The following is a 22,363-nucleotide window of genomic DNA, read 5'->3' as shown; positions in this document are numbered from 1 at the left end:
TGTTATCCATTTTTGAACAAAGCTTGTATCATCTTTTGCGAACCAACTCTCCTCTAGTGATCCCCTGAATAAAACTGAAGGCCTTTGTGCTTCTCATCATCAAATTCTTCGTTGAATATGATTGTATTTCCAAAAGGGTCGTTTACGGTAAATGATACTGCTCCGTAGAAGGCTTTTTCAAGTCCGGGGCGGTTGTATTTGTATTTTTATCAATCAGTTCCCTTTGATAGGCCGCTATTGTTGTATTTGGTCATACAATTCATCTACATTATCCACTTCTATTGAAAGTAAAGGAACTTCGGTATCATTTCCTCCCTGGGAGGCAAAACTTACCTGAAATTTTGCTTCTTCATAGTTTCCGAAAGTTTTAATCCAGCCATGGTTCATGAGTAGGTTAAGGTCCAAAATATCATGATAGAAATGATCTGCTCTTGAAAGATCATCAGATTTTATACTGGCGACAATTCTCTTTACCATATTGAATGAATTTAGATGATATAATGGCCCAAAAAAGCCCTGCAAAATAAAACGTTCACAAGGCTTTTATAAAAATTTTATCTTAAAATTATTTTAATGCTTCAATAGCTGCACTATAATTGGGTTCGTCTGCAATTTCAGAAACCTGTTCTGTATAAACCACTTTATTATTTTCGTCAGTTACGATGACAGCACGGCTTAAAAGTCCTTTTAGAGGAGAATCAGTAATGGTTACTTGATAGTCATCCCCAAAGTTGCTTCTGAAATCTGAAAGGGTTTCTACATTATTCAATCCTTCAGCTGCACAGAATCTTGTCAAAGCAAAAGGCAGATCTTTAGAAACATTGATTACCACGGTATTTTCCAAGCTCGAAGCTTCTTCATTGAATTTTCTTGCAGAAGAAGCACAGGTAGGCGTGTCAATACTTGGGAAAATATTGAATACTTTTTTCTTTCCTTCAAAACTCTCAAGCGTTTTCACATTTAATCCTGAATCCAGCAAAGCAAAGTCTTTAACGGTAGTTCCTACTGATGGTAAAGTTCCTATTGTATTAACGGCGTTTCCTTTTAATGTAATATTTGACATAATTTATTTTTTTGTTCTTCAAATTTACTTAAAATAGAAAGTTTTTGGAGCGCATTAAAGGTTAAATAATTCTTAAAGTAGAAATAAATGTACTTATCTGCCTCCGATGATTTTTCTGATTAAAATTTTATATATATTCGCAATCCAAAAAATAATAACTATGCGAAAAAAAATTACTTTCCTGCTCTTTGGGTTGCCTGTTTTTGGTTTCGCTCAGTCTGTGATCGGCAATATCAATTCCGGAGCAGTTTCTGACACCAATTTTACGCATTCTGTAGGAGAAATCTATGTCATTCCTACCGATCCTGACCAGGCTAATTCAGGGACTATGGGCATGTATTACCAATCTGTTTTAAAGGTTTTAGGCGTCAAAGAACTTGAAAAAGACCATGTAAAAATCTATCCGAATCCTACTGCTGATTTTGTTCATATCACTTTAAATTCTAAGTCGAAAATTGAGGATGCAGAAGTATACGACACTGCAGGAAGGCTTGTATTAAAAGCGAAACTGGACAGTGGGAAGCTTGATCTCCGCAGTCTTAATTCCGGAGTGTATATGATCACTTTTAAAAATCCGGACCTTCAACCTATTAAAATCATTAAAAAACCTTAAAAACTATTCAAAACATGAAAAAACTTTACACAGCTATAGGATTATATCTTGCTGCTTTACTAAGTGCACAGGTTCCACAGGCTTTCAGCTATCAGACTATTGCTTTTAATGCTTCAGGAGCACCGATTGCTAATGGAAACATTTCATTAAGAGTCAGCATTTTAGAAAACTCTGCTACAGGAAACATTCTGTATACTGAAACCCATAACAAAACGACTAACGCAAAAGGTCTGGTTAATTTAAATATTGGACAGGGAACTGCATCTACAGGGAGCTTCGGAGGAATTAACTGGGGAACCAATACCAAATTCGTCAAAGTGGAAATGGATCCGCAGGGTGGTTCCAATTACACCAATGTCGGGGTAAACCAACTGATGAGTGTTCCATATTCACAGGTAAGTAAAACAATCGTTACTGGCCCTGGCCAGGGCATTACTCTGGTATCTCCGAACGGAACCAATTATACATTAAACGTAAGTGACTCCGGTATGTTAAGTCTGCCTACGAATACGAGTTCATCCGGTAATACTTTACCTTCCAACTTATATACGTATGGATCCTATAACTCCTTTACTCCTTCCTCCGCTGAATTACTACGGGGAAATGGCACTACGAAAGTGGGTTATAAATACCTTCAGGCCAATACCCAGATTAAATTCATAGCTTCACCGGCTAATGGTGCACAGGTTTACGGTTCAGACTCCAACGGATTCGTTACTGCTAACGGAAGTAATTATAATGTTTCGTCCAACGGATACTACCAGATTCTGATCGCTCCAAACGGTCCGCAAATGAGGGCTGGTTTCTTCAACTTTGTTCCTAAAATCAGGTTTACTGCTATCTCAGGTACCACGCCTGTAACTTCGGTAACCTATAATAATGCTACAGGAAAATTTACGGCCATTATCAATGGAGTTACCACCAGTACAGGAGGTTCATTTTATATCCAGCTTGCGTCAGAGAGTATAGAGGTTGAAGATTTAGGAGATAACCTGAATGACGGATCTTTTGATATAGAAGGTACAGCAATTACTTTTCCCAATCTTTCTTCTACCGTACCCAAAAACTATAAGGTTGAATTCAGTCTCAATTTTGATGCTACCGGAACTTACACAATTACACAACTATAAATTTAAAGAGGCTCATGCCTCTTTTTTTATGCAAAATACCTTCATAAAACAATCATATTTAGTAAATTTGTGATTCTTAAAATATCAAATAATAAATACCAGTATAATGTCAGACAAATCAAAAATCTATTACACCCTTACGGATGAAGCTCCAATGTTGGCAACACACTCGTTTTTACCTATCGTAAAAGCTTTTACCAAATCAGCAAACATTGAGATTGCCGTTCCGGATATTTCTTTGGCAGGAAGAATCTTAGCCAACTTCCCTGAGTTTTTGAAAGATGACCAGAAGATCGGTGATGCCTTGGCGGAATTAGGTCAATTGGCGACTCAACCTGATGCAAACATTATCAAATTACCTAATATTTCAGCTTCTGCACCTCAATTGGATGCTGCTATTGCTGAATTACAATCTAAAGGTTTCGCAGTTCCCAATTATCCTGCAGAACCTAAGAATGACGAAGAAAAAGCAATCAAAGCTAAATATGCCAAAGTTTTAGGAAGTGCGGTGAACCCTGTACTAAGAGAAGGAAACTCTGACAGACGTGCTCCAAAAGCGGTTAAAAATTATGCAAAAGCAAATCCTCACAGAATGGGAGATTGGGCTTCTGACAGCAAAACTGATGTGGCTCATATGGACAACGGAGATTTCTACGGAACAGAAAACTCTATAACGCTTGAGAATGCAACACAGTATAAAATTACATTCAAAGGAGCTGACGGTGCTGAAACTTTACTAAAAGATTTTGCAGGTCTTCAGGCCGGAGAGGTGATTGACTCTTCTGTAATGAACTTAAATGCTTTAAGAGCTTTTGTACAGAAAGCTATCGCTGAAGCTAAAAACAAAAACGTTCTTCTTTCTGCTCACCTGAAAGCTACGATGATGAAAATCTCTGATCCCATTATTTTCGGAGCTATCGTAGAAACGTTCTTTAAAGATGTTTTTACCAAATATGCTGAAACATTCAAATCTTTAGATGTTAATCCAAACAATGGTCTTGCTGACCTTTTCGATAAAATCAAAGGAAATGCTCAGGAAGCTGACATTAAAGCTGATATCGAAGCTGCTTTAGCTAACGGACCAAGAGTGGCTATGGTAAATTCTGACAAAGGAATTACGAATTTCCACGTTCCTTCTGATATCATCGTTGATGCATCGATGGCTGCTCTTGTAAGAGGAGGCGGTAAAATGTGGAACAAAGAAGGTAAGGAAGAGGATACGGTATGTATTATCCCGGACCGTTCTTACGCAGGTTTCTACCAGTCTGTTATTGATGATATGAAAGCGCACGGAAAATTAGATCCTACGACCATGGGTTCTGTTCCCAACGTAGGTTTAATGGCTCAAAAAGCTGAGGAATACGGTTCTCACGACAAAACTTTCCAGGCATCAGCAGACGGAACTATTGAAGTTCAGGATGAAGCAGGAAATGTTCTACTTTCTCAAAACGTGGAAAAAGGTGATATCTTCAGAATGTGTCAGACGAAAGATGCTCCGATCCAGGACTGGGTAAAATTAGCGGTAAACAGATCAAGACTTTCTGATACTCCAGCTATTTTCTGGTTAGACAAAGGAAGAGCACACGACAGAGAAATCATCAAAAAAGTAGAAAAATATCTTAAGGATCACGATACGACAGGTCTTGACATCAGAATTCTGGATGTAAAGGATGCGATGACTGAAACGCTTAAAAGAGCAAGAGAAGGAAAAGATACAATTTCTGTTTCAGGAAACGTATTGAGAGATTATTTAACAGATCTTTTCCCTATCCTTGAATTAGGGACTTCCGCAAAAATGCTTTCTATCGTTCCATTGATGAACGGTGGCGGTCTATTCGAAACAGGGGCAGGAGGTTCTGCTCCAAAACACGTTGAGCAGTTCCTGGAAGAAGGTTATTTAAGATGGGATTCTCTAGGTGAGTTCTTAGCACTTCAGGCTTCTTTAGAGCACCTGGCTCAGACTCAAGGAAATACTAAAGCTCAGGTTTTAGCGGATGCACTTGATGAAGCTAATGCTAAGTTCCTAGCTACCGATAAATCTCCTGCAAGAAAAGTGGGACAAATCGACAACAGAGGTTCTCACTTCTATTTAGCAATGTACTGGGCTGAAGCTTTAGCTAACCAGACTGCTGACGCTGAACTGGCCTCTCATTTTGCTCCGGTTGCGAACGCCATGCAGGAAAGTGAAGAGGTAATTAATGCAGAACTAATAAGTGCTCAAGGTAAGCCACAGAACATTGATGGTTACTACAAAACTGACACGTACAAAACGTATACAGCGATGAGACCAAGTACAGTATTAAATGAAATTATTGACGGAATTTAATTTCTGACTGATATATCAAAAAAAGCTCCTTTTTTAAGGAGCTTTTTTTGTGTCCGAATGAATGCATTTTAAATCTATCCTGTGTAAGTCTTTAAATACATGCTATTTAAAATAAACTGCCTTACGCAAACTCTTTAGACCAATAATCAGTAAATCCTCCCGGAAATGAGAGGATTTATTGTAAAAACGATGTCGTAGAAAATTTAAGTCTATCAGTTCATAAAACTCTCAGGAATCCATTCATACCCACTGTCCTCTTTCTTTGTAAAGCCAAGTCCCGGCCAAGGCAAATGACTAGCAAAAGCTTTGGTTTTAGTTTCGGCCAGATAACCAAGCATTTTTGTTCTTGATTCTGTAGCAATATCCAGATCTGTATCCCCTGAAAAGCCCCAGTCAGGATGTGGAAAAAGAACGACATCAGAATGGACAAGATCTGCGATGTAGATTAATTTTTCATTGCCCGAATCTACAGACACCACCGTAAGTCCCGGCGTATGTCCCGGAGACAGCCGGAAATTGAAATGATCATATAATGGCATATCAAAATCATAAAATTTCAGCTTCGGACGAATTGTTTTCAGTACATTCTGAATCGCCGGAATTACCTGATTAAGAAGTTCAGGCTGTTTCTTTAGGAAACTATTTTTAAAATCTTTTATAGAAGCCTGCAGCCAGAAGTCGTATTCTACTTTTGAAATATAGAGATTAGCATTGGGAAAAACCAGATTATTCTGTTGGTCTACCACTCCACCGATATGATCCGGATGCGCATGGGAAATAAAAACATCAGTGATATCTTTGGGATAAAACCCTGCCTTTTGAAGGCTTTTTAAAAGAAAGTTTGTTTTTTCATCTGCGAAAATGCCCATTCCTGAATCTAATAAAATCAGTCTGTCTTTTGTTTTGACAAGCATCAGATTCATCGCAAGGTCTACATACTGATCGGGTCTGAAATGATCCCGCAGCATGGTTTTCATTTGAGGCACATCTGCTCTCGGGGAGAATGTATCGATATTTTTCTCGCGAATATATCCGTCTGTCAGAACAAATAGCTCCAGTGCTCCAAGTTTTAGCTTTTTAAACCCTGAAAGGTCTTCTTCGGGATCAGGCATCATCATTTTAGTTCCTGCAAAAACATCTGTAAAAGGAACAAAGCTTAATGCTCCCGCCATCAATCCGTTTTTTAAAAGTTCTCTTCTGTTCATAATCTAAATAAATGGTATCCAATAAATCCGGATCCCTGCTTATATTCAGAAATCCGGAAATAGGATAGGTTTAGTTATTGACTAATTTCATTGAACCTTCGGTATATCTTTCGCCCACATTAGGGTATTTTTTAAGAAGACTGTCGATCGTTTCTAGATCTGATGATGACAGATCAATGTTCACGGCTTCTATATTCTCTTCCAGATATTTGATACGTTTAGTGCCCGGAATAGGAATAATATCTTCTCCCTGATTGAGTACCCAGGCAAGTGCTAGCTGAGTGCCTTTTATTCCTTTAGACTGAGCCAGTTCATTGATTTCCCTTGCCAGATTTCTGTTGTTTTCCAAATATTCTTCCTGATATCGTGGTAAGGTTTTTCTGAAATCTTCGTCACCGAAATTCTGTACGTCATTGATATTAGCAAAAAGACCTCTTGCCAAAGGAGAATAAGGGACGAGCGTGATTCCCAGTTCTCTGATCGTAGGAAGTATTTCATTTTCTACATCTCTGGTAAGGATAGAATACTCTGACTGCAACGCAGTGATTGGATGGATTTTATTCGCTTTTCTGATCGATTCTGCAGAAGCTTCTGACAATCCCAGATATTTTACTTTTCCGGCTTTTACCAGTTCTGCCATAGCGCCTACCGTTTCTTCTACCGGAATATTCGGATCCACTCTGTGAGCATAATAGAGATCAATGGTATCGATTTTCAATCGTTGAAGACTTAAATCAACAGCTTTTTTAATCCACTCCGGTGAACCGTCAAAATAGGTCCCCGGTGCTCCGCTGTGACTTGGTTTTCCATCTTTAAATCTGAATCCGAATTTGGTCGCGATAAAGATCTTATCGCGGTTCGGAACCAAAACCTTTGAGATGAGTTTTTCATTTTCTCCATTCGCGTACATATCTGCTGTATCCCAGAAGTTCACTCCTAAATCTAATGCTTTGTGTAAGGTACTGATGCTTTCCTGCTCATCTGCCGGGCCATAAGCAAAGCTCATTCCCATACATCCTAATCCTACTGCAGATAACTGCTCTCCTGTGTTTCCTAATTTTCTGAATTTCATAATGGGTTGTGATTTTAAATTGAGAAGACAAAATTAAAACAAGACCAGTCCGGATATTCTATAGAATTCAAACCAAGAATTATAAAAATCAAACAACCGTTGTTCTGACTGCGTTGGGAGATAATCCGGTTTGCTTTTTAAAGAAGTTGGTAAAATAAGCGGGCTCCTCAAATCCTAATCCATAGGCAATTTCAGAGATATTCCAGTCTGTATGTTTCAGAAGTGCACTGGCTTCCTGAGTGATTCGTGATGCAATCTGCTGGCTGGTGGTCTTTCCGGTCATTTCTTTAACAGAACGGTTTAAAGAATTGACATGAATGGAAAGACTCTGTGCGTAATCATTAGGCGTTTTTAATTTCAGATAAGCTTCAGGGCTGTCAATGGGAAACTGTCTTTCAAGAAGTTCCATAAATAATGAGGCCACTCTATGGGAAGCATTCTGGTAGGGTTCAAAGTTTTCTGCAGGATGCATCTTCATTGTTTCATGGATCAAAAGATGAAGGCAGGTACGGAGCATATCATATTTGTGCATATACTCGGACTCTATTTCAGACATCATCTTGATAAAAAGATCAGAGATCGTTTTTTGCTGGTCTTTATCCACAAAAAAGATGGGCGTTCCCCCAATTTTAAAAAGCTGCGAATCCTGAAGGTTGCCCAGACGGGTTCCGTTCTGCAGAAACTGGTCTGTAAAAAGACAGAACCATCCGGTCTGGTCTTCGTCATCTGCTTCCCATGAATAAGGAACAACAGGATTTGAAAACAAGAGCGCCGGACGGTCTACATAGATCCATTTATCTGCATAATGGAGTTTTCCTTTTCCAATGATCAGCGAAATTTTATAATAATCCCTTCTGCTGTAAGGTGTTAACAGAGAACAGCTTTCACGCGTAAACACATTAAAATGCCCGACTCCGGCAGTCTTATCAGTTTCCAGTCTTTCCACTGTGGCATTCCGTAAATAAAATCCTTGTATTGTTTCTTTAGATTCCATTGTACTAAGTTATAAAATTCAAACCAATACAATGTTTTTAAACTGATTATTATGCAACAAAAAAATGACTGACAAAAATGCCAGTCACCTGTAATTGACTATATAATTGATATTAGATTTAATGATGATGCCTTTTTTCCCTGTTCATTTTATACTCTTTGTTTTTATGGCCTTTATTTTTCTTATCGTTATTTTTGTTACGGTTATATACTGCTACAGGATTCTGCCCTTTATAATAGTTCTTTTTAAACTTAGTATACTTTTCTCTTCCGAGTATTCTTTCGATCTCATTATACCGATCTTCCCTCCATCTGTCCGGATGACTTACATAAGTCCTGTTCCAAGAATCATAATCCCTGTATCTGTCATTTAAAGAATTCAGCTGGTTGGTCTGGGATACGGAAAGCAAAAGATCTTCTGCCACTGACTGCCAGTTGACATCATTGATACTTCTTCTGTAATCATTATAATAATCTGACTGTGCAAAGCTCAATCCAAAAGTTCCTGTGAGCATTAATGCAATTACTATTTTTTTCATTCTTAGTATCGTTTTAAAATTAGATTACTCTACTAAAGTCAATTAAAATGCCAATCCTTCAAATTATACTCCCAATCTTTGTTAAAAAAGAATAAACCCATGACAATCTTTAAAATGATAGCAGCAACGGACTTAAAATTTCGTTAAGTTTGGTAAAAACTGATGTTTTGTATTATTTTAATTTGTAATTTTAAATGGGTGAACAATAAGTCTGCAAGAAATTTCACATTTTCACCTTATGACCATCTTTGATCACCGGAATTAAGGAAATCAATTTAACCCAACCAAATCTTAATTATTATGGAAAATATAAAGTTTGAAATATCTCCCTATCAGGACGAACTGCAACTATTACTGGATGGAGAAAAAGCAGGATATATGTCTATAAAAATTGACGGAAGGCTGCTGATCGTTTATTATACTAAAATTATTGAGGAACGCGAAGGCCACGGCTATGCCAAAATGCTTCTGGATGAACTGGTCCGCTATTCCGAGGAAAAAGATCTTCTGGTAGATCCCGAGTGTGATTTTGTACGCCAGCAGTTTGAAAATCATCCTTCAAGATATAAGAATATCTGGCATGCATGAATCAGGCTTCCCACCAATGGTTAAACTGGTGATCTAAAGCATTCATATCCAATACTTCCCCAATCATTGGGGTAAGGATGTTGAGTCCTTTTTCTTTTCCTAAATCCGTTACTTTCTGAAGCGGTTCATTCCATGGATGAAGAGCAAGTGCAAACTTTGAAGAATGGACAGGAATAGTATTTTGGGCCCGCAGGTCAATCGCAGCCTGAACAACATCTTCAGGAAGTGCGTGGATATACCTCCAGGCTTCGTCATATTGTCCGTTCTCCAGAACTGCATAATCAAAAGGTCCGAATTGCTCACCTATTGCTTTAAAATGAGAATCGTATCCACTATCACCACCCAGAAATATTTTTTTTGTAGGCGTTTCCAGAACGTAGGAGGTCCAGAGTGTATTGTTCTGCTTTATTTTTCTTCCGGAAAAATGTCTTGCCGGTGTAAAACTGATTTTTATGTTATTTTTTAAAAGCACTTCTGCTCCCCATTCTTCTTCAATCAATTTTTCTTCAGGATAGCCCCATCTTTCAAGGTGCGCTCCGGCTCCTAAAGGCACAATAGCCCTACCCGTCCGGTCTTTGATTGATTTCACAGTAGGATAATCCAGGTGGTCAAAATGATCATGCGTAATCACCAGATAATCAAGATTGGGAATATCTTCCGGTTTGAAAATATCTGATCCTTTAAATGCTTTGTTAAAATACTTAAAAGGAGAACCATATAAGCTCAGCACAGGATCTACAAGAAAAGATACACCATCCGTCTGGAGATAATAAGAGGAATGCCCCAGCCAGATGAATACCTCCTGATCTTTGTCTAGTTTTTTTAGATCTGTATGAACGGAAGGAATCGTCTTCAATGGTTTGAGGAGCGGATCTTTTTTACCCAAAATAAAATCATAAGTAACTTTTAGAGTACTGTACCCTTCGGTAATATTCGGGGTATGACTGATATTTTGAAATTGACGGTTTTTATAGAGTTTTGACTGTTTTATGCGCTCGAGTCTTTTGCCTTTTGGTGCCGCTCCAAAAGCCGGCAGATTCATCACCATGAAGGATAAAGCAATCAAAAAAACGGCTGGTAAAATAAAATAGATCATCTGCATTAAAATAAGCTTCAAAGGTATTTATTTTTAAACTGACATGGAAATTCAGCTTTTTTTTTAGCATAATTCAAATATAAATTGTGGCAATTAAATAAAAAACTCCCAATTACCTATCAAAGATAATTGGGAGTTTATGAAGTTATAAAAATTGCTTAATCTGAGATTACAGGGCAATTTTTCAGGATTTTAATATGTTTTTTTAAGTTCCTGCAAACGACTATTATTGGTACCGGTTGTTCTTACAAGAGAGCCATCATTAAAATGGTAGATATCAAATAGCATAGAAGGTATAATTTTCAGATTACCACGGGTACCGTTAGGATCACTAAAATACCTCATACCGGTATTTACATCCTCGGAAAGACGTGCGTTTGCCTGTATCATTGGCCCTCTGCTTCCTTGAATAATTTCAATATCATCAACTTTATTGATATAAGTGGCAGGCATGTTAAGCGGACGTTTATTTCTAAAATCAAATACCCTGGTAAGAACCTCTGTATTTTCAATCATTCTTAGCTGTCCTTCCATAACTACATATACAGAATTAGTCTTTTTATCCTGATAGAAAGTCCCGTCATGGATTCTGTATTCATAAGGTGCAGGTTCTTTAAGGTAAAAAGCGATTCCTTCATATACAAAACCGTTCTTTCCGTCTCCTAATTCATTTTTGTCTCTTGTATAAAAATGAGATTTGGTTTCATTTCTGAAATATCTGTATATAGGGAAGGTTCCCGGCTCATTGCCAATAAAGCTTTTACCTAAATCATTCACTTTTTCCCAGCCGTTTTGCCCTGTAAATTCATTTGGATTGGTCGTCAGAACCAAATCCTGGGTATTGGTATTAAACCAGGATGAAATCATGCTGCCATTACCATTTCCTTCGCCATCAGTGGCTCCCAAAGCTCTGTCCAGAAAATACCATGACTGTCCTGGCTGGGTTTTAGGAATCATGGAAGGATGCCCGCTGCTTGAATACATATGTTTATTCAAAAAGCTGCTGTAAAATCCATAAATCTGCCAAGGATAATCAATAATCTGCCATACTTTATTTTGTGGATCAGTAGGAGTGTTTACAAATCCTCCTCCTCCACGCTGTAACAGATCATTTTTAGTTTGAATCTCATTGTTTTGAATGTTCACATCTTCCAGGGTATCTTCCGATGAGCAACTTAATAAACTTAAAGTTATTAATGGTAATAATAATTTTTTCATATTCTTTATAATTTATATATTTTTCGCGCAAAACTAATGATTTAAGAGTAGAAACAATATGCATCTTTTCACAACCTGACATTTATCACTTATTGTAGAGTAAATATTTTAAAGGAGAAACAAATGAATCTGTAAATATAGAAAACTGTAAATTCAGAACATTTTATGAAACATTCTGAATAATTTAGCATTTATTTAACCAGAATATTTTTAATCTTTTTTAATTTAGCAGATTGAAAAAAGTCAAAACACGTTGAAAAATTATTCGATTATATTGCTGGCCGCAGCGCTATCCTCATGTGCATCTATCAGAAGGCACAATGAACAGCGGGCATCTTGCATTGAACCAGACAAGCTTAAGGAAGACGTAGACTATGCGTATTCAAAGCTTCAGAAGATGCATCCCCAGCTTTACTGGTATATTTCCAAACAGGATCTTGACCACAAATTTGACAGTCTGAAACAGACAATCAACCAACCTCTTACTCCCCTACAGTTTTATTTTAAACTGCAACCCGTGATCGCGGATATCCGTGAAGGACATCTTTCGCTGAGAATTCCCAGAAAGAAATTTTCGAAAAGAGAGATCAAGACTCTTGAAAACAAGAAAGGATTGTTCAGCCGCTTTGAATATTATGTAAAAGATGATCATTTATACATCACTGAAAATAAAGACTCGATAGAAAACATACAACCGGGAACTGAAGTTTTGTCTATCAATACGGTTCCTGTCAGTGAATATTTAAAAAAATACCGTGCCCTGATCAGCAGTGACGGATACAATACTACTTTTCAGTCTTATTTTTTAAAAGATGTATTCTTTAATTTTTATACGGCAGAAAACGGCTTTAAAGATACCGCAACGATAGAAACGTTGTACAAAGGGCAAAAAAACACGTATACATTACACCGGGAATCCAAATCCAGAAATGATCTGGACCAGGATAAGCAGCAGGAAAAACGCACGCCTGAAAAGAAAGTGAATGATTATGTAGCATCAAGCAATTCTTATAACCGGAATTTTAAATTTCTGGATAAGGACAGCACCACTGCTTACATAAAAGTTAAAAGTTTTTCAAGGGATTATTCTGATAAGTTTTACAAGGAAACCTTTGAAAAGATCAAAAAAGCAGGATCGAAATACCTTATTATCGACGTTCGTAACAACTACGGAGGATCTTTGTATGAGATCAACAATCTGTATTCATATCTGGCACCACAGCCTTATGTACTGATCAAGCCTTCGCAGCTTACCTCAAGGCTTACTCCGTTAAAGACGAATTATTTCAGAAAAAGCAATGCTTTTCAATATGCCTTTAAGAGTCTGGCCTACCCTACTTATGTTTTTGCACAGACCTTCAGCACCTATAAAAAGGATGGAAAAGTCTTTTATAAAATGAAAGCAGACAAGCCTACAAAACCCAACAAGGATGCATTCAACGGGAAGGTTTTTGTCTTGATTAACGGGGGAAGTTTTTCAGCTTCTTCGATCATCACAGCAAAGCTGAAATATGATCAAAGGGCAGTTCTGGTTGGTGAAGAAACCGGGGGTGCGAATGACGGAACGGTGGCTGGATTTTATTCCTACCAAAAACTGCCGCATTCCAGAATCAATCTTCCCATCGGATTATTACTGGTACAACCCAACATCAATTTTCTACATACGAAAAAAGGAGTTGCGCCGGATATTACCATTACAGAAAGTATGCAGGATATTATTGAAAAGAGAGATCCGCAGCTGGAATGGGTAAAACAAGAAATTGCAAAAGAAAAAGAACATCAATAGTTTTATAGGGTTTCGGCGGGCTGAAAGCCCGCCGAAACTGTTTCTACTTCTTTAATTCCTTCATAAGATCTTCAATATGGACAATATATCTTCCATAATAACGGTTGAACCAGAATTTTCCGGTCAGAAACAAGAAGAAAAGTCCGCCTGTCACTGAGCTGATCAGAATAACGGCTGTTTTTATTTCACTCATCGGCTCACGCCATGGAATAAATTCTATTACAATGATCATCTCGCAGACGATGAAAGGCACAAAGCTCAGATAGTATGACAAATAATATTGTTTATTCAGATTGACCTGCATCACGAGATCTTTCAGGGAATCATACGTTTTGAGCATGGGATTGCTGATATCACTGTACAATCTGAAAAATTTACTGAAAAAGAAGATCGTAACCAGGAGCATGGATGCAATAAGGACCGTAATATAAAACTGGAGTTTGAATGGCCTGCAAAAAGCACATACTGTAAATGAAAATATAAAGATCCCAATGATAGACCAGAATTCCATGCGCATGTTTTTACGCATTTTTTCCAGCGGAAGGTTGATCTTATTTCTCTGCTCAATACTTATTTCAGGGGTTTCTTCCGAAACCTCTTCATTCCATACGTTTTTTAATTCATCTATATTCATTGGGGTACTGATTTAAAGTTATGATTGATTTGAGTTTAAGATATCTTTCAGTTTATTTTTGGCGCGGTTCATTCTTACCCTTGCATTACCTTCGGAAATCCCCATCTGTTCTGCAATGTCTTTTCCGGAAAAGTCTTCCAGATAGTAAAAAATAAAAGCTTTATCAATCGCATTCAGCTGACGGATGGCCTGATACATTTGGATCAGTTTTTCTTCCTTTCCTTCGTCATATTCTTCCTGAATAACTTTATACACGGAAAAATCTTCATTGGAAATAAAACCTCTCTTTTTCTCTGATTTCAAAAAAATAATAGCGGTATTGAGGGCAATCCTGTAGAGCCATGTAGAAAACTCGCTCTGGCCTCTGAAGTTGGGATAGGCTTTCCAGATCTGATACGTTATTTCCTGAAAAAGATCATCCCGGTCGTCTTTTTCGGACATATACATTTTAGAAATCTTAAAAATGATTCCTTTATGTTTTTCTATTTTGTCTAAAAATTCCTGCTCTGATGAGTTCATATCTTCGGGCTCTACAGAGTTAGTTTTAAATGTAAAAAAATGTTACAGATATTTCTTAAAATAAAAAACCCAACAGAAAATTTCCTGCCGGGCTCCATTGTGTGTTTTATTTTTCTCCGGCATCCGTTCATAAAACAGCGCCTTTGTACGAAATAATTTAATCTATAAACTTTTACAGAATGGTTTATCAATTAAATTGAACAGTCAGTTTTCATTTGAGCAGCACAAGTCCCAATGGGTTACTAACATTTTATGTTTCTAGTAGTTAGTAGGAAAAAAGTAAAAATGTTACACTTCCAGGTGAAAAATTTACACAAAAAAGCAATATCATTCGTATACAATTTAACCCCATATTCCCGGGTCCCCTAATACAGGCGTTTTTCAGCTATTACCCTTTTGTTCAAAATTTAAAAAATAACCCGGAAGAAAATTTTCTTCGGGGTGTGGTATTCTATTAAGTTCTTTAAAGAAATTAATTCAGCCGGTCCAAAGCCTTCTGAAGGGTATGAAGATCTATACAATCAAGCTTGACACCAATGATGATGAGAAGCAGAAGAACGAGGGTCAAAAAAAGGATGATAAAGACATAGACTGATACAAACCAAATGACGGTATTCACGATATTTCCTTTAAGTCCGAATTTATTCATAAAAAACTTCTGGGAACGCTCAAACCATGAATTTTTTCCGGCTTTTCTGGGTGGTATTTCCAAGCCGTTCAGTTCATCTACCAAACGTACCACATCTTCTATATACCGGCCGTACATATAATAGATCCAATATTTTATAATAAACCAGACCAGCATGAGGGTAATCAGAAAACTGACCCCGAAAATGGCCAGATTATACTGCACTTCAAAATGAAAGTTGATCTTGATAAGAGATAGCAGAAAAGCGAGCGGAATGTAGGAAATATAATAGGAAATGTAGATTTCTTTCGATATTAAAAGCTGTGTTTTAAGGTTAAACAGATCATAATTGGTATTGATGCCGCTTTTGCACAGTATTTTGTAAAGTTTGAGAAAGCGGGAATAGAAATAAATAATAAACCCCACCGTCAGAACGACGACAAAGGCCGAGATAATCACAATATTCCGGTCACCAGAGGCAAACGGAAAGCCGATCAGAAGCATGGGCATGGTGACGACCATCAGCCAGAATTCTGTTTCCATATTGATCTTCAGCATCTGCATCGGAGAATGGATCTCGTTTTGTTTTTCGAGGGAAATTTCAGGCAGATCCTGCCTGTTGTCTTTATTCCAAAGTTCTTTTAAATTTTCTAACTCCATTTGTTTTTGTTTTAGATCTTATCTTTTTTTTTGCTTTTCGATGATTTCCTTTAATTTTACTTTTGCTCTATTGAGCTTTACGCGGGCATTCACTTCCGTAATTCCCAACTGGAGGGCAATTTCTTTGCCCGGAAAATCTTCCAAAAAGAAAAAAATAAGTGCTTTGTCTATGGGGCTGAGCTGGTGGATGGCCTCATACATCAGTTTCATATTTTTATCATCTGCATCATTATAGGATTCATGCGGAACAACAAGATTCTCTATCCCCTGATTTTGTATAAAACTACGTTTTTTTTCGCTGCGCAGAAATACAATGGCTGTATTCAGCGCTGTTCTGTAGAGCCATGTAGAGAAGTCACTTCTCCTTTGGAAATCGCCGTATGATTTCCAGGCCTGATAAATGATCTCCTGATAAAGATCATTCTGATCATCCTGATCGTCCATATACATTTTAGAGATCTTGAAGATAACACCTTTATGTTTCTCAATTTTCTCTAAAAATTCTTTTTCCATTAAAGACATGCTCGAAACTCTACTCGTACAGCAGCATTTTCATAAAAATACTACTTTTTTAACATAAAAACTAAAATAGCCACGCTTCAAAATACAAAATCCTCAAAAAACAAAGAAATTTAATGAGGATTATTATTTTATGTTAAATAGAATAGAAATTCTGTCTAGAAAATATAGTCTGTACTTAGAAAATTAGAATCATGTTCTCTCACGATGGTATTTAATAATTTCTTATTGGAATCCGTAAGTTTTGCGGCTACCAGAGATCTGATAGAAAATGAACGGAGTGCATCGAAAACAGAAAGTGTTCCTTCGGCACTGTCTTTTCTTCCTGTAAACGGAAAAACATCCGGGCCGCGCTGGGCCTGACAATTGATGTTCACACGGCTTACCAGGTTCACAAAAGGATCAATTAATCGGGAAACCTCCTGCGGATCTTCACTGAAAATGCTCACCTGCATCCCATGAGAGGCATTGACCTGATAATCTATAGGCTCTTCTATGTCTTCAAACGGAACCACAGGAATCACAGGGCCGAACTGTTCTTCATGATATAATTTCATATCACTGCTGACCGGATAAACCACGGCAGGAAAAACAAAAGATTCTTCCGTGAATCCTCCGTTTTCATTTAAAACTTTTCCACCTTTTGCCAAAGCATCTTCAATACATTCTTTCAGATAAGAAGGTTTATTCACTTCGGGAAGTGGGGTTACTTTGACATCTTTTTCCCACGGCAGCCCCGGCTTCAGGGCAGAAACAGCAGCACTTAGTATTTTTGTAAATTCTTCAGCAATTTCTTTTTGAACAAATATCAGTTTCAGGGCGGTACAACGTTGCCCGTTGAAAGATAATGCACCAAGGATACATTCGCTTACTGCAACATCCAGATTGGCATTTTTAGTCACGATGGCTGCATTTTTAGCATCAAGGCTCAGGATGGCGCGTAAACGGTTAACTTTAGGGTGCAGCTTTTTCAGTCCGTTGGCTACTTTGCTGGATCCGATGAAAGCCAGAACATTTACTTTTCCGCTTTCCATGATGGGAGTAATGATCTCTGAACCTTTACCATAAAGGGTGTTGACGGTTCCTTTCGGAAAGGCTTCTTTAAAAGCATTCAGTAACGGGTAATGGGCTAAAACACCATGTTTTGGAAGTTTAAATAAGATGGTATTTCCCATGATCAGGGCAGGAATCAAGGTAGTGAAGATCTCATTCAAAGGATAATTGAATGGTCCCATGCTTAAAACAACGCCCAACGGAGCTCTTCTGATCTGCGCAATCGTTCCTTCCGCTTCCTGGAAACGGGAAGATTCCCTGTCCAGATCTTTCAGGGCATCAATGGTCTGATTGATATAATCTACAGTTCTGTCGAATTCCTTGGTAGAATCGGCGAGCGTTTTCCCGATCTCCCACATCAGCAGTTTGATAACGAGGTCACGCTGCTCAATCATGAGGTACACAAATTTCTGCATGCATTGGATGCGCCCTTCTACAGACATGGTTGGCCATTCGCCCAGGCCATTATCATAAGCTTTCACGCAAGCGTCAAGAACGTCCATCGCTTCTTTGGGGCCAATGTTGGGGATACTTCCGAGAAGTTTTCTTTCGAGACCTTTTTCTGTAGGAATGCAAACGGGAGAATAGATATTCTGCACCTCTCCTTTCCATTCTACCAGCTCCCCATTCAGAAGATAGACCTTCTGGTGAATCTCGGGAACTTTATATTCTTCGGGAATATCGTTTTCATTTTTAAAAATATCTTGAAATAACGGCTTGTTGACTGAATTCATAAATTTTTATTTTTTTGATACTTGAGTGTGATTCTAATATTATACAGAATAAAGGTAGCCGTTAAAATTGATTTTAAAAACAGGCAGTTGATAGATTTGCTCTATTGATCGGGTATTTGAATTAAAATTAATAAACGGAGACTAAAAAAAGAATAATTTTGTTTCAAAATAAAATGTCATGTTTTCAAAAATAATTTTCAGTACGTTATTCCTTTTCTCCGTATGTACTTTCGCTCAGAATACAGTCATGATGGGAGGAAAACCCGTTCATACTTACGCCAAACTTCCGGCCGTGAATAAGGCTGCACCCAGGTTTACCCTTACGGACGTTACAATGAAAGACCAGACTCTGGAGTCTTACAAAGGTAAATTCATCATTCTTAATATTTTTCCAAGCGTAGATACAGGCGTTTGCTCGGCTTCCGTCCATCATTTCAATGAAGATGCTGCCAATATCCCCAACACGGTGGTTCTTTGTATTTCCAAAGATCTACCTTTTGCCCAAAAAAGATTTTGTGGCGCAGAAGGCATCAAGAATGTGGTGATGCTTTCGGATTTCCGTTCTGATTTCGGGAAAACATATGGGGTGGAAATCACAGATTCTGTGATGAAAGGTCTTTTAAGCAGAGCCGTTGTGGTGATTGATCCTTCAGGAAAGATTGTGTATGAAGAGCAGGTGGATGATATTTCGCATGAACCTAATTACGAAGCAGCTATTGCAGCAGTGAAAAAGTAAGTTTTTTACTTTTGAAATAATTTAAAACGAGTTGCGGCGATCTTCGATCGCCGCAACTCGTTATTTTTTTAGCTTTTCTTTCTTTTTAGTGGTTACTACAATGACGCCATTTTGAGCTTTTGAGCAATACATTGCCATTGCAGAAGCTCCTTTCAGAATATTCATTGTTTTTATTATTTTAGTGTCCATCGAACTGAGTTCTTCGAAACTACTCACCTTTCCATTGATGACACATAAAGGTTTTTCAGTACTCTTCAGCGTTGATGAAGCGCCTCCAATCATCATTTTCCGGTAAGCGGTATCGTCTTTTTTTACAGTAGTAATTGCCTTACCCATCAAACCGCTCAGCTGGGCCTGCATTTCACTCCGTTGAGTATTCACTAAAAGATTTCCCGGTATTACGGTCGTTGAACCCAGCAGCAATTTTTGTTTTTGTGGGAAGATCACAACGTCTTTTATTTCGTCTGCTTTTAAAGTATCGTGTACTTCATTTTGCTGTGCATATACTGAAACAAATCCTCCTGTTGTCAGCATAAAACCGACCGCAAACTTCGTAAAGAGTGAATTGATAAAAGAATATTGCAGATCTCTGTTAAGCTGTGATGCATTAAAATTTCCACAAATGTCTTCTGAAGAATGAGAAAAAACCTCTATAATTTCCTGATCAGAAGCCACGGAGAAATCCCGGACAGTTTTGGAACAAACGGAACAAAATCTACCTTTCTCTTCGGGCGTCATTATTTCCCAGTTTTCGTGACATGGTTTTGGTATGGTGATTTTCATAGTCTCTTTTTATATAGAGATGCGGGATGATGGGAAAAGGTTGGAAACATGTAGATAAGTTCTGTAAAAATGAGCAGCAAAGGGAAGCTTTTTGATTAAGATCTATTTTTTATATTTGGGAACTCTTTTTTAGATTAAGACAATTCGTTAATTTAAACATCAAACCACATTTAAAAACAAACTCCATGAAAACTTTAAAATTTCTTTTATTATTTGTAGCAGCCATTACTTTAATAGGTTGTGGAACCTCTCATAACTATACGAACAAAACTTTGAATAAAAATTTTTATGCAGAAAAATCTATTTATTTCAAACTAAATCCTAAAAGCCAAAATCAAATTAATATGACGGGAACAGTAGGAACTATTTTTGGTCCTACCCCTTCACCGGATGTAAAAGAAACTTTCAAATTATCTATAAATGAGCTGGCAAGTGAGACCAAAATAAAACTAAAATTCATTGAAAATTCAGAAGAAATCACCGATAAAGATCCTTTAATTATTGATGCTGACATTTCGGAAATAAACTGGCACTTTGGACTTTCTATAGCGACCCTAAAAACAGTGGTGAATTATAAAACTCTCACCGACAATAAAGAAATAAAAACAACCGGAATCCGTAAAAGCGGTGGTGGAGACAAAACGAACAATCTAAAAAAATCTCTGAAAGATGCTACTTTTAATTTTTTGAAAGAATATGAAAAACAATAAAGCGCAACCTCTGTTTTTTTTGCGTAATATTTTGCATATTTGTAGAAAATACAGCTATGCAAAAAGAAAAACTACGCGAGGTAAGAAAAAGAAAAGGCATCACACAGCAGCAGATCGCAGATATCATTGCCACAGACGTTTCCAACTACAGTAGAAAAGAAAGCGGAGATGTAAGCATCCGAAAAGAAGAATGGGAAAAAATTGCCCGTTTTCTGGAAGTTCCTGTGGAGGAAATTTATCAGGAAGAGGAAGCTAAACAAATCAATCATTTTGATAATATTACCTCAAGCAGTAGTTTTGGAAATAATATAAGCGGTAACTATTACTGCAACGTCCCGGAATATCTTCTGGAAAGCCAGAGAGACCTTATCCAGATCCTGAAAAAGGAGAACCAAAGGCTGGAGGAAGAACTGAAAAAGTATAAAAAATAAAGAGTTTCTAAACTTTATTTATTTTGAACCATTAAGAAAATTTAAGGTATTAAGGGTTGTTAAGAAACATCAAAGATGTTTTATAAAGCGTGACGCTTACTATTTTTAAACAGCTCAAATACACTTAATGATTCCTGTCGTGATTGCGATGGGTGCAGCGACGAAGCAAGATTACTCCCCACTTGCCGAAAATCTTCGGTTTTCTTGCGCCTTACCTCATCATATAGCTAAAAAAAACATTGCGCCTTTGCGATGGTCTAACGATAAGAAATACAAAAAACTCAGCGCTGTGCTGAGTTTTTTTGGTTTCATTGTTTTAAGATGGTTTTTCCTGCTTTGGATTTAAGACCGAAGAGTTTTTCGCGGCCTTTACCAATTCATTGACATCATTGTAGAAAAGTTCCCACCCCGGAACGTTTTTCATCACGGTTAATAAACTGATATACGTTTTCAGATTTTTTTCCAGATCCTTCCGGATGGCCGATGCGCTTTTCATCTGGCGAAGATCAGCATTAATCCCTGCCTGTTCAGAAAACAGCGTTTCAAAAGCTTCATGTTTGGCTTTCATATCAGCCAGTGCGGTTTCCAGAGCAAGGGTTCTGATTTTGTGCATATTCTCGGAACTTTCCAGGGTTTCGATCAGCTTTTTCATTTGGGCAGTCTGGGAAGAATAGCTTCTACGGTCCAGATCCAGCCCGAAAGTTTTAAATACCCGATAGAGGTCTTCCGCCAGCTGATAATTGGCGGCAGAAGAAAGCTTCCGGTACCCGTTCAGGAATGCTTTCATGCTGTTGTACGCCACATCTCTTTCATGATCCAGCGCGGCAACGTCTTTTCCTTTTCCGCTGTAGACCTGCTTGGTGTATACCCTATCGTATTCGGTATAGGAAGCCAGCAAATCTGCAAGCAGCGGATGGTTGGCAATAACCGGATATTTCCCCGACTGGGCATTTGAAATGGTTCTCTGAGCTAAAGTCGCAAGATCCTTAGTACTCAGCTTGGTGAGTGCGATTTTCATACGTTTTTTTGTGTATTGGTTAATGAATGGAAACTTATTTTCAGAATCAAATATATTAAAAAGTCGCTAGGTTACAAACAGTCTTTCGCGTGATCTCCGTAGCACTTCTGTGGTTTCCTGCACGTTGCGGGAGACTTCCGGAGTCCTCCGGAGATTAGAAACAGGTTTGTTTTGAAGTTCCGGAGGGGGAAGGTGGTTTGTTTTAGTAGTGGGTGGGAGTTGCGGAGGGGTTGGGTGGGTTGTGGGGAGGATTGGAAGTTTTTTAATAAAAATTTCCGTAAAAATACGGAGTTTATTATTAATCTTGTT

23 protein-coding genes and 1 pseudogene are annotated in these 22,363 nt (G+C 37.8%); 8 read left to right on the top strand and 16 right to left on the bottom strand.

Features of this window, described 5'->3' with window-relative positions; all coding sequences use genetic code 11:
- Positions 1–53: 53 nt before the first annotated feature.
- The 3 genes and pseudogenes from EG346_RS25165 to tpx (EG346_RS16310) all read right to left on the bottom strand — a co-directional run.
- Positions 54–155 (bottom strand): annotated as a pseudogene (locus tag EG346_RS25165) (VOC family protein); the annotation flags it as partial.
- Between the two features lie 79 nt (positions 156–234).
- Entirely contained in the window at positions 235–477 is a 243-nt protein-coding gene (locus EG346_RS16315; RefSeq protein ID WP_181876064.1) for a VOC family protein, read from the bottom strand.
- An 88-nt stretch (positions 478–565) separates the two neighbouring features.
- Entirely contained in the window at positions 566–1,063 is a 498-nt protein-coding gene (gene tpx, locus EG346_RS16310) for a thiol peroxidase (RefSeq protein WP_073332711.1), read from the bottom strand.
- Positions 1,064–1,223: 160 nt separating this feature from the next.
- On the opposite strand from tpx (EG346_RS16310), the gene EG346_RS16305 reads away from it, so the two are divergent.
- The 3 genes from EG346_RS16305 to EG346_RS16295 all read left to right on the top strand — a co-directional run bounded on the left by EG346_RS16305 (position 1,224) and on the right by EG346_RS16295 (position 5,132).
- Positions 1,224–1,676, top strand: coding sequence for a T9SS type A sorting domain-containing protein (locus EG346_RS16305; protein WP_164466196.1), 453 nt, complete (start codon positions 1,224–1,226; stop codon positions 1,674–1,676).
- A 14-nt stretch (positions 1,677–1,690) separates the two neighbouring features.
- The gene (locus tag EG346_RS16300; RefSeq protein WP_123880079.1) at positions 1,691–2,806 is read left to right on the top strand and encodes a DUF8740 domain-containing protein; all 1,116 of its coding nucleotides are present in this window, start codon (positions 1,691–1,693) and stop codon (positions 2,804–2,806) included.
- Between the two features lie 106 nt (positions 2,807–2,912).
- The gene (locus EG346_RS16295; protein ID WP_073332719.1) at positions 2,913–5,132 is read left to right on the top strand and encodes an NADP-dependent isocitrate dehydrogenase; all 2,220 of its coding nucleotides are present in this window, start codon (positions 2,913–2,915) and stop codon (positions 5,130–5,132) included.
- A 212-nt stretch (positions 5,133–5,344) separates the two neighbouring features.
- Here EG346_RS16295 and EG346_RS16290 read toward each other — a convergent pair whose 3' ends face one another.
- The 4 genes from EG346_RS16290 to EG346_RS16275 all read right to left on the bottom strand — a co-directional run bounded on the left by EG346_RS16290 (position 5,345) and on the right by EG346_RS16275 (position 8,941).
- Positions 5,345–6,337: an MBL fold metallo-hydrolase gene (locus tag EG346_RS16290; protein WP_123880077.1), complete on the bottom strand. Its 993-nt coding sequence runs from the start codon at positions 6,335–6,337 to the stop codon at positions 5,345–5,347.
- Between the two features lie 70 nt (positions 6,338–6,407).
- Positions 6,408–7,409: an aldo/keto reductase gene (locus EG346_RS16285; protein ID WP_123880075.1), complete on the bottom strand. Its 1,002-nt coding sequence runs from the start codon at positions 7,407–7,409 to the stop codon at positions 6,408–6,410.
- 88 nt (positions 7,410–7,497) lie between these two features.
- Positions 7,498–8,403, bottom strand: a complete 906-nt coding sequence (locus tag EG346_RS16280; RefSeq protein WP_123880073.1) for a helix-turn-helix domain-containing protein — start codon at positions 8,401–8,403, stop codon at positions 7,498–7,500.
- A gap of 118 nt (positions 8,404–8,521) precedes the next feature.
- Complete coding sequence (locus tag EG346_RS16275) at positions 8,522–8,941, bottom strand: hypothetical protein (RefSeq protein WP_123880071.1); 420 nt, start codon at positions 8,939–8,941, stop codon at positions 8,522–8,524.
- Positions 8,942–9,241: 300 nt separating this feature from the next.
- On the opposite strand from EG346_RS16275, the gene EG346_RS16270 reads away from it, so the two are divergent.
- The gene (locus tag EG346_RS16270) at positions 9,242–9,529 is read left to right on the top strand and encodes a GNAT family N-acetyltransferase (protein ID WP_073335245.1); all 288 of its coding nucleotides are present in this window, start codon (positions 9,242–9,244) and stop codon (positions 9,527–9,529) included.
- Position 9,530: 1 nt separating this feature from the next.
- Here the strand turns inward: EG346_RS16270 and EG346_RS16265 are convergent, their stop codons facing one another.
- Both EG346_RS16265 and EG346_RS16260 read right to left on the bottom strand, forming a co-directional pair.
- Positions 9,531–10,646, bottom strand: coding sequence for an MBL fold metallo-hydrolase (locus EG346_RS16265; RefSeq protein WP_317048598.1), 1,116 nt, complete (start codon positions 10,644–10,646; stop codon positions 9,531–9,533).
- 171 nt (positions 10,647–10,817) lie between these two features.
- Complete coding sequence (locus tag EG346_RS16260) at positions 10,818–11,843, bottom strand: hypothetical protein (protein ID WP_123880069.1); 1,026 nt, start codon at positions 11,841–11,843, stop codon at positions 10,818–10,820.
- A gap of 253 nt (positions 11,844–12,096) precedes the next feature.
- Between EG346_RS16260 and EG346_RS16255 the strand changes: the two genes are divergently transcribed.
- The gene (locus EG346_RS16255) at positions 12,097–13,629 is read left to right on the top strand and encodes a S41 family peptidase (RefSeq protein ID WP_123880067.1); all 1,533 of its coding nucleotides are present in this window, start codon (positions 12,097–12,099) and stop codon (positions 13,627–13,629) included.
- Positions 13,630–13,672: 43 nt separating this feature from the next.
- On the opposite strand, the gene EG346_RS16250 is transcribed toward EG346_RS16255, so the two are convergent.
- From EG346_RS16250 to EG346_RS16230, 5 genes are all read right to left on the bottom strand, one after another.
- Positions 13,673–14,263: a hypothetical protein gene (locus tag EG346_RS16250; protein WP_123880065.1), complete on the bottom strand. Its 591-nt coding sequence runs from the start codon at positions 14,261–14,263 to the stop codon at positions 13,673–13,675.
- Between the two features lie 18 nt (positions 14,264–14,281).
- Positions 14,282–14,782: an RNA polymerase sigma factor gene (locus EG346_RS16245; RefSeq protein WP_073335249.1), complete on the bottom strand. Its 501-nt coding sequence runs from the start codon at positions 14,780–14,782 to the stop codon at positions 14,282–14,284.
- A gap of 472 nt (positions 14,783–15,254) precedes the next feature.
- Complete coding sequence (locus tag EG346_RS16240) at positions 15,255–16,070, bottom strand: hypothetical protein (protein WP_123880063.1); 816 nt, start codon at positions 16,068–16,070, stop codon at positions 15,255–15,257.
- Positions 16,071–16,088: 18 nt separating this feature from the next.
- Complete coding sequence (locus EG346_RS16235; protein WP_123880061.1) at positions 16,089–16,592, bottom strand: RNA polymerase sigma factor; 504 nt, start codon at positions 16,590–16,592, stop codon at positions 16,089–16,091.
- Positions 16,593–16,747: 155 nt separating this feature from the next.
- Positions 16,748–18,376: an NADP-dependent glyceraldehyde-3-phosphate dehydrogenase gene (locus EG346_RS16230; RefSeq protein WP_123880059.1), complete on the bottom strand. Its 1,629-nt coding sequence runs from the start codon at positions 18,374–18,376 to the stop codon at positions 16,748–16,750.
- A gap of 178 nt (positions 18,377–18,554) precedes the next feature.
- On the opposite strand from EG346_RS16230, the gene tpx (EG346_RS16225) reads away from it, so the two are divergent.
- Positions 18,555–19,112, top strand: coding sequence for a thiol peroxidase (gene tpx / locus EG346_RS16225; protein ID WP_123880057.1), 558 nt, complete (start codon positions 18,555–18,557; stop codon positions 19,110–19,112).
- 60 nt (positions 19,113–19,172) lie between these two features.
- Here the strand turns inward: tpx (EG346_RS16225) and EG346_RS16220 are convergent, their stop codons facing one another.
- Positions 19,173–19,895, bottom strand: coding sequence for a TonB-dependent receptor plug domain-containing protein (locus tag EG346_RS16220; RefSeq protein ID WP_123880055.1), 723 nt, complete (start codon positions 19,893–19,895; stop codon positions 19,173–19,175).
- Between the two features lie 185 nt (positions 19,896–20,080).
- Here EG346_RS16220 and EG346_RS16215 point away from each other — a divergent pair, with 185 nt between their 5' ends.
- On the top strand, positions 20,081–20,605 hold the full coding sequence (locus tag EG346_RS16215) for a hypothetical protein (protein WP_123880053.1): 525 nt from the start codon (positions 20,081–20,083) through the stop codon (positions 20,603–20,605).
- 56 nt (positions 20,606–20,661) lie between these two features.
- Positions 20,662–21,036: a helix-turn-helix transcriptional regulator gene (locus tag EG346_RS16210; protein ID WP_123880051.1), complete on the top strand. Its 375-nt coding sequence runs from the start codon at positions 20,662–20,664 to the stop codon at positions 21,034–21,036.
- Positions 21,037–21,352: 316 nt separating this feature from the next.
- Here the strand turns inward: EG346_RS16210 and EG346_RS16205 are convergent, their stop codons facing one another.
- Positions 21,353–22,054: a DUF6261 family protein gene (locus tag EG346_RS16205; RefSeq protein WP_123880049.1), complete on the bottom strand. Its 702-nt coding sequence runs from the start codon at positions 22,052–22,054 to the stop codon at positions 21,353–21,355.
- Between the last annotated feature and the right edge of the window lie 309 nt (positions 22,055–22,363).

The organism is Chryseobacterium carnipullorum (assembly GCF_003815695.1).
Lineage (GTDB): Bacteria > Bacteroidota > Bacteroidia > Flavobacteriales > Weeksellaceae > Chryseobacterium > Chryseobacterium carnipullorum.
The sequence above is the reverse complement of the archived record's forward strand: the minus strand, read 5'-3'. Positions and strand labels throughout refer to the sequence as shown.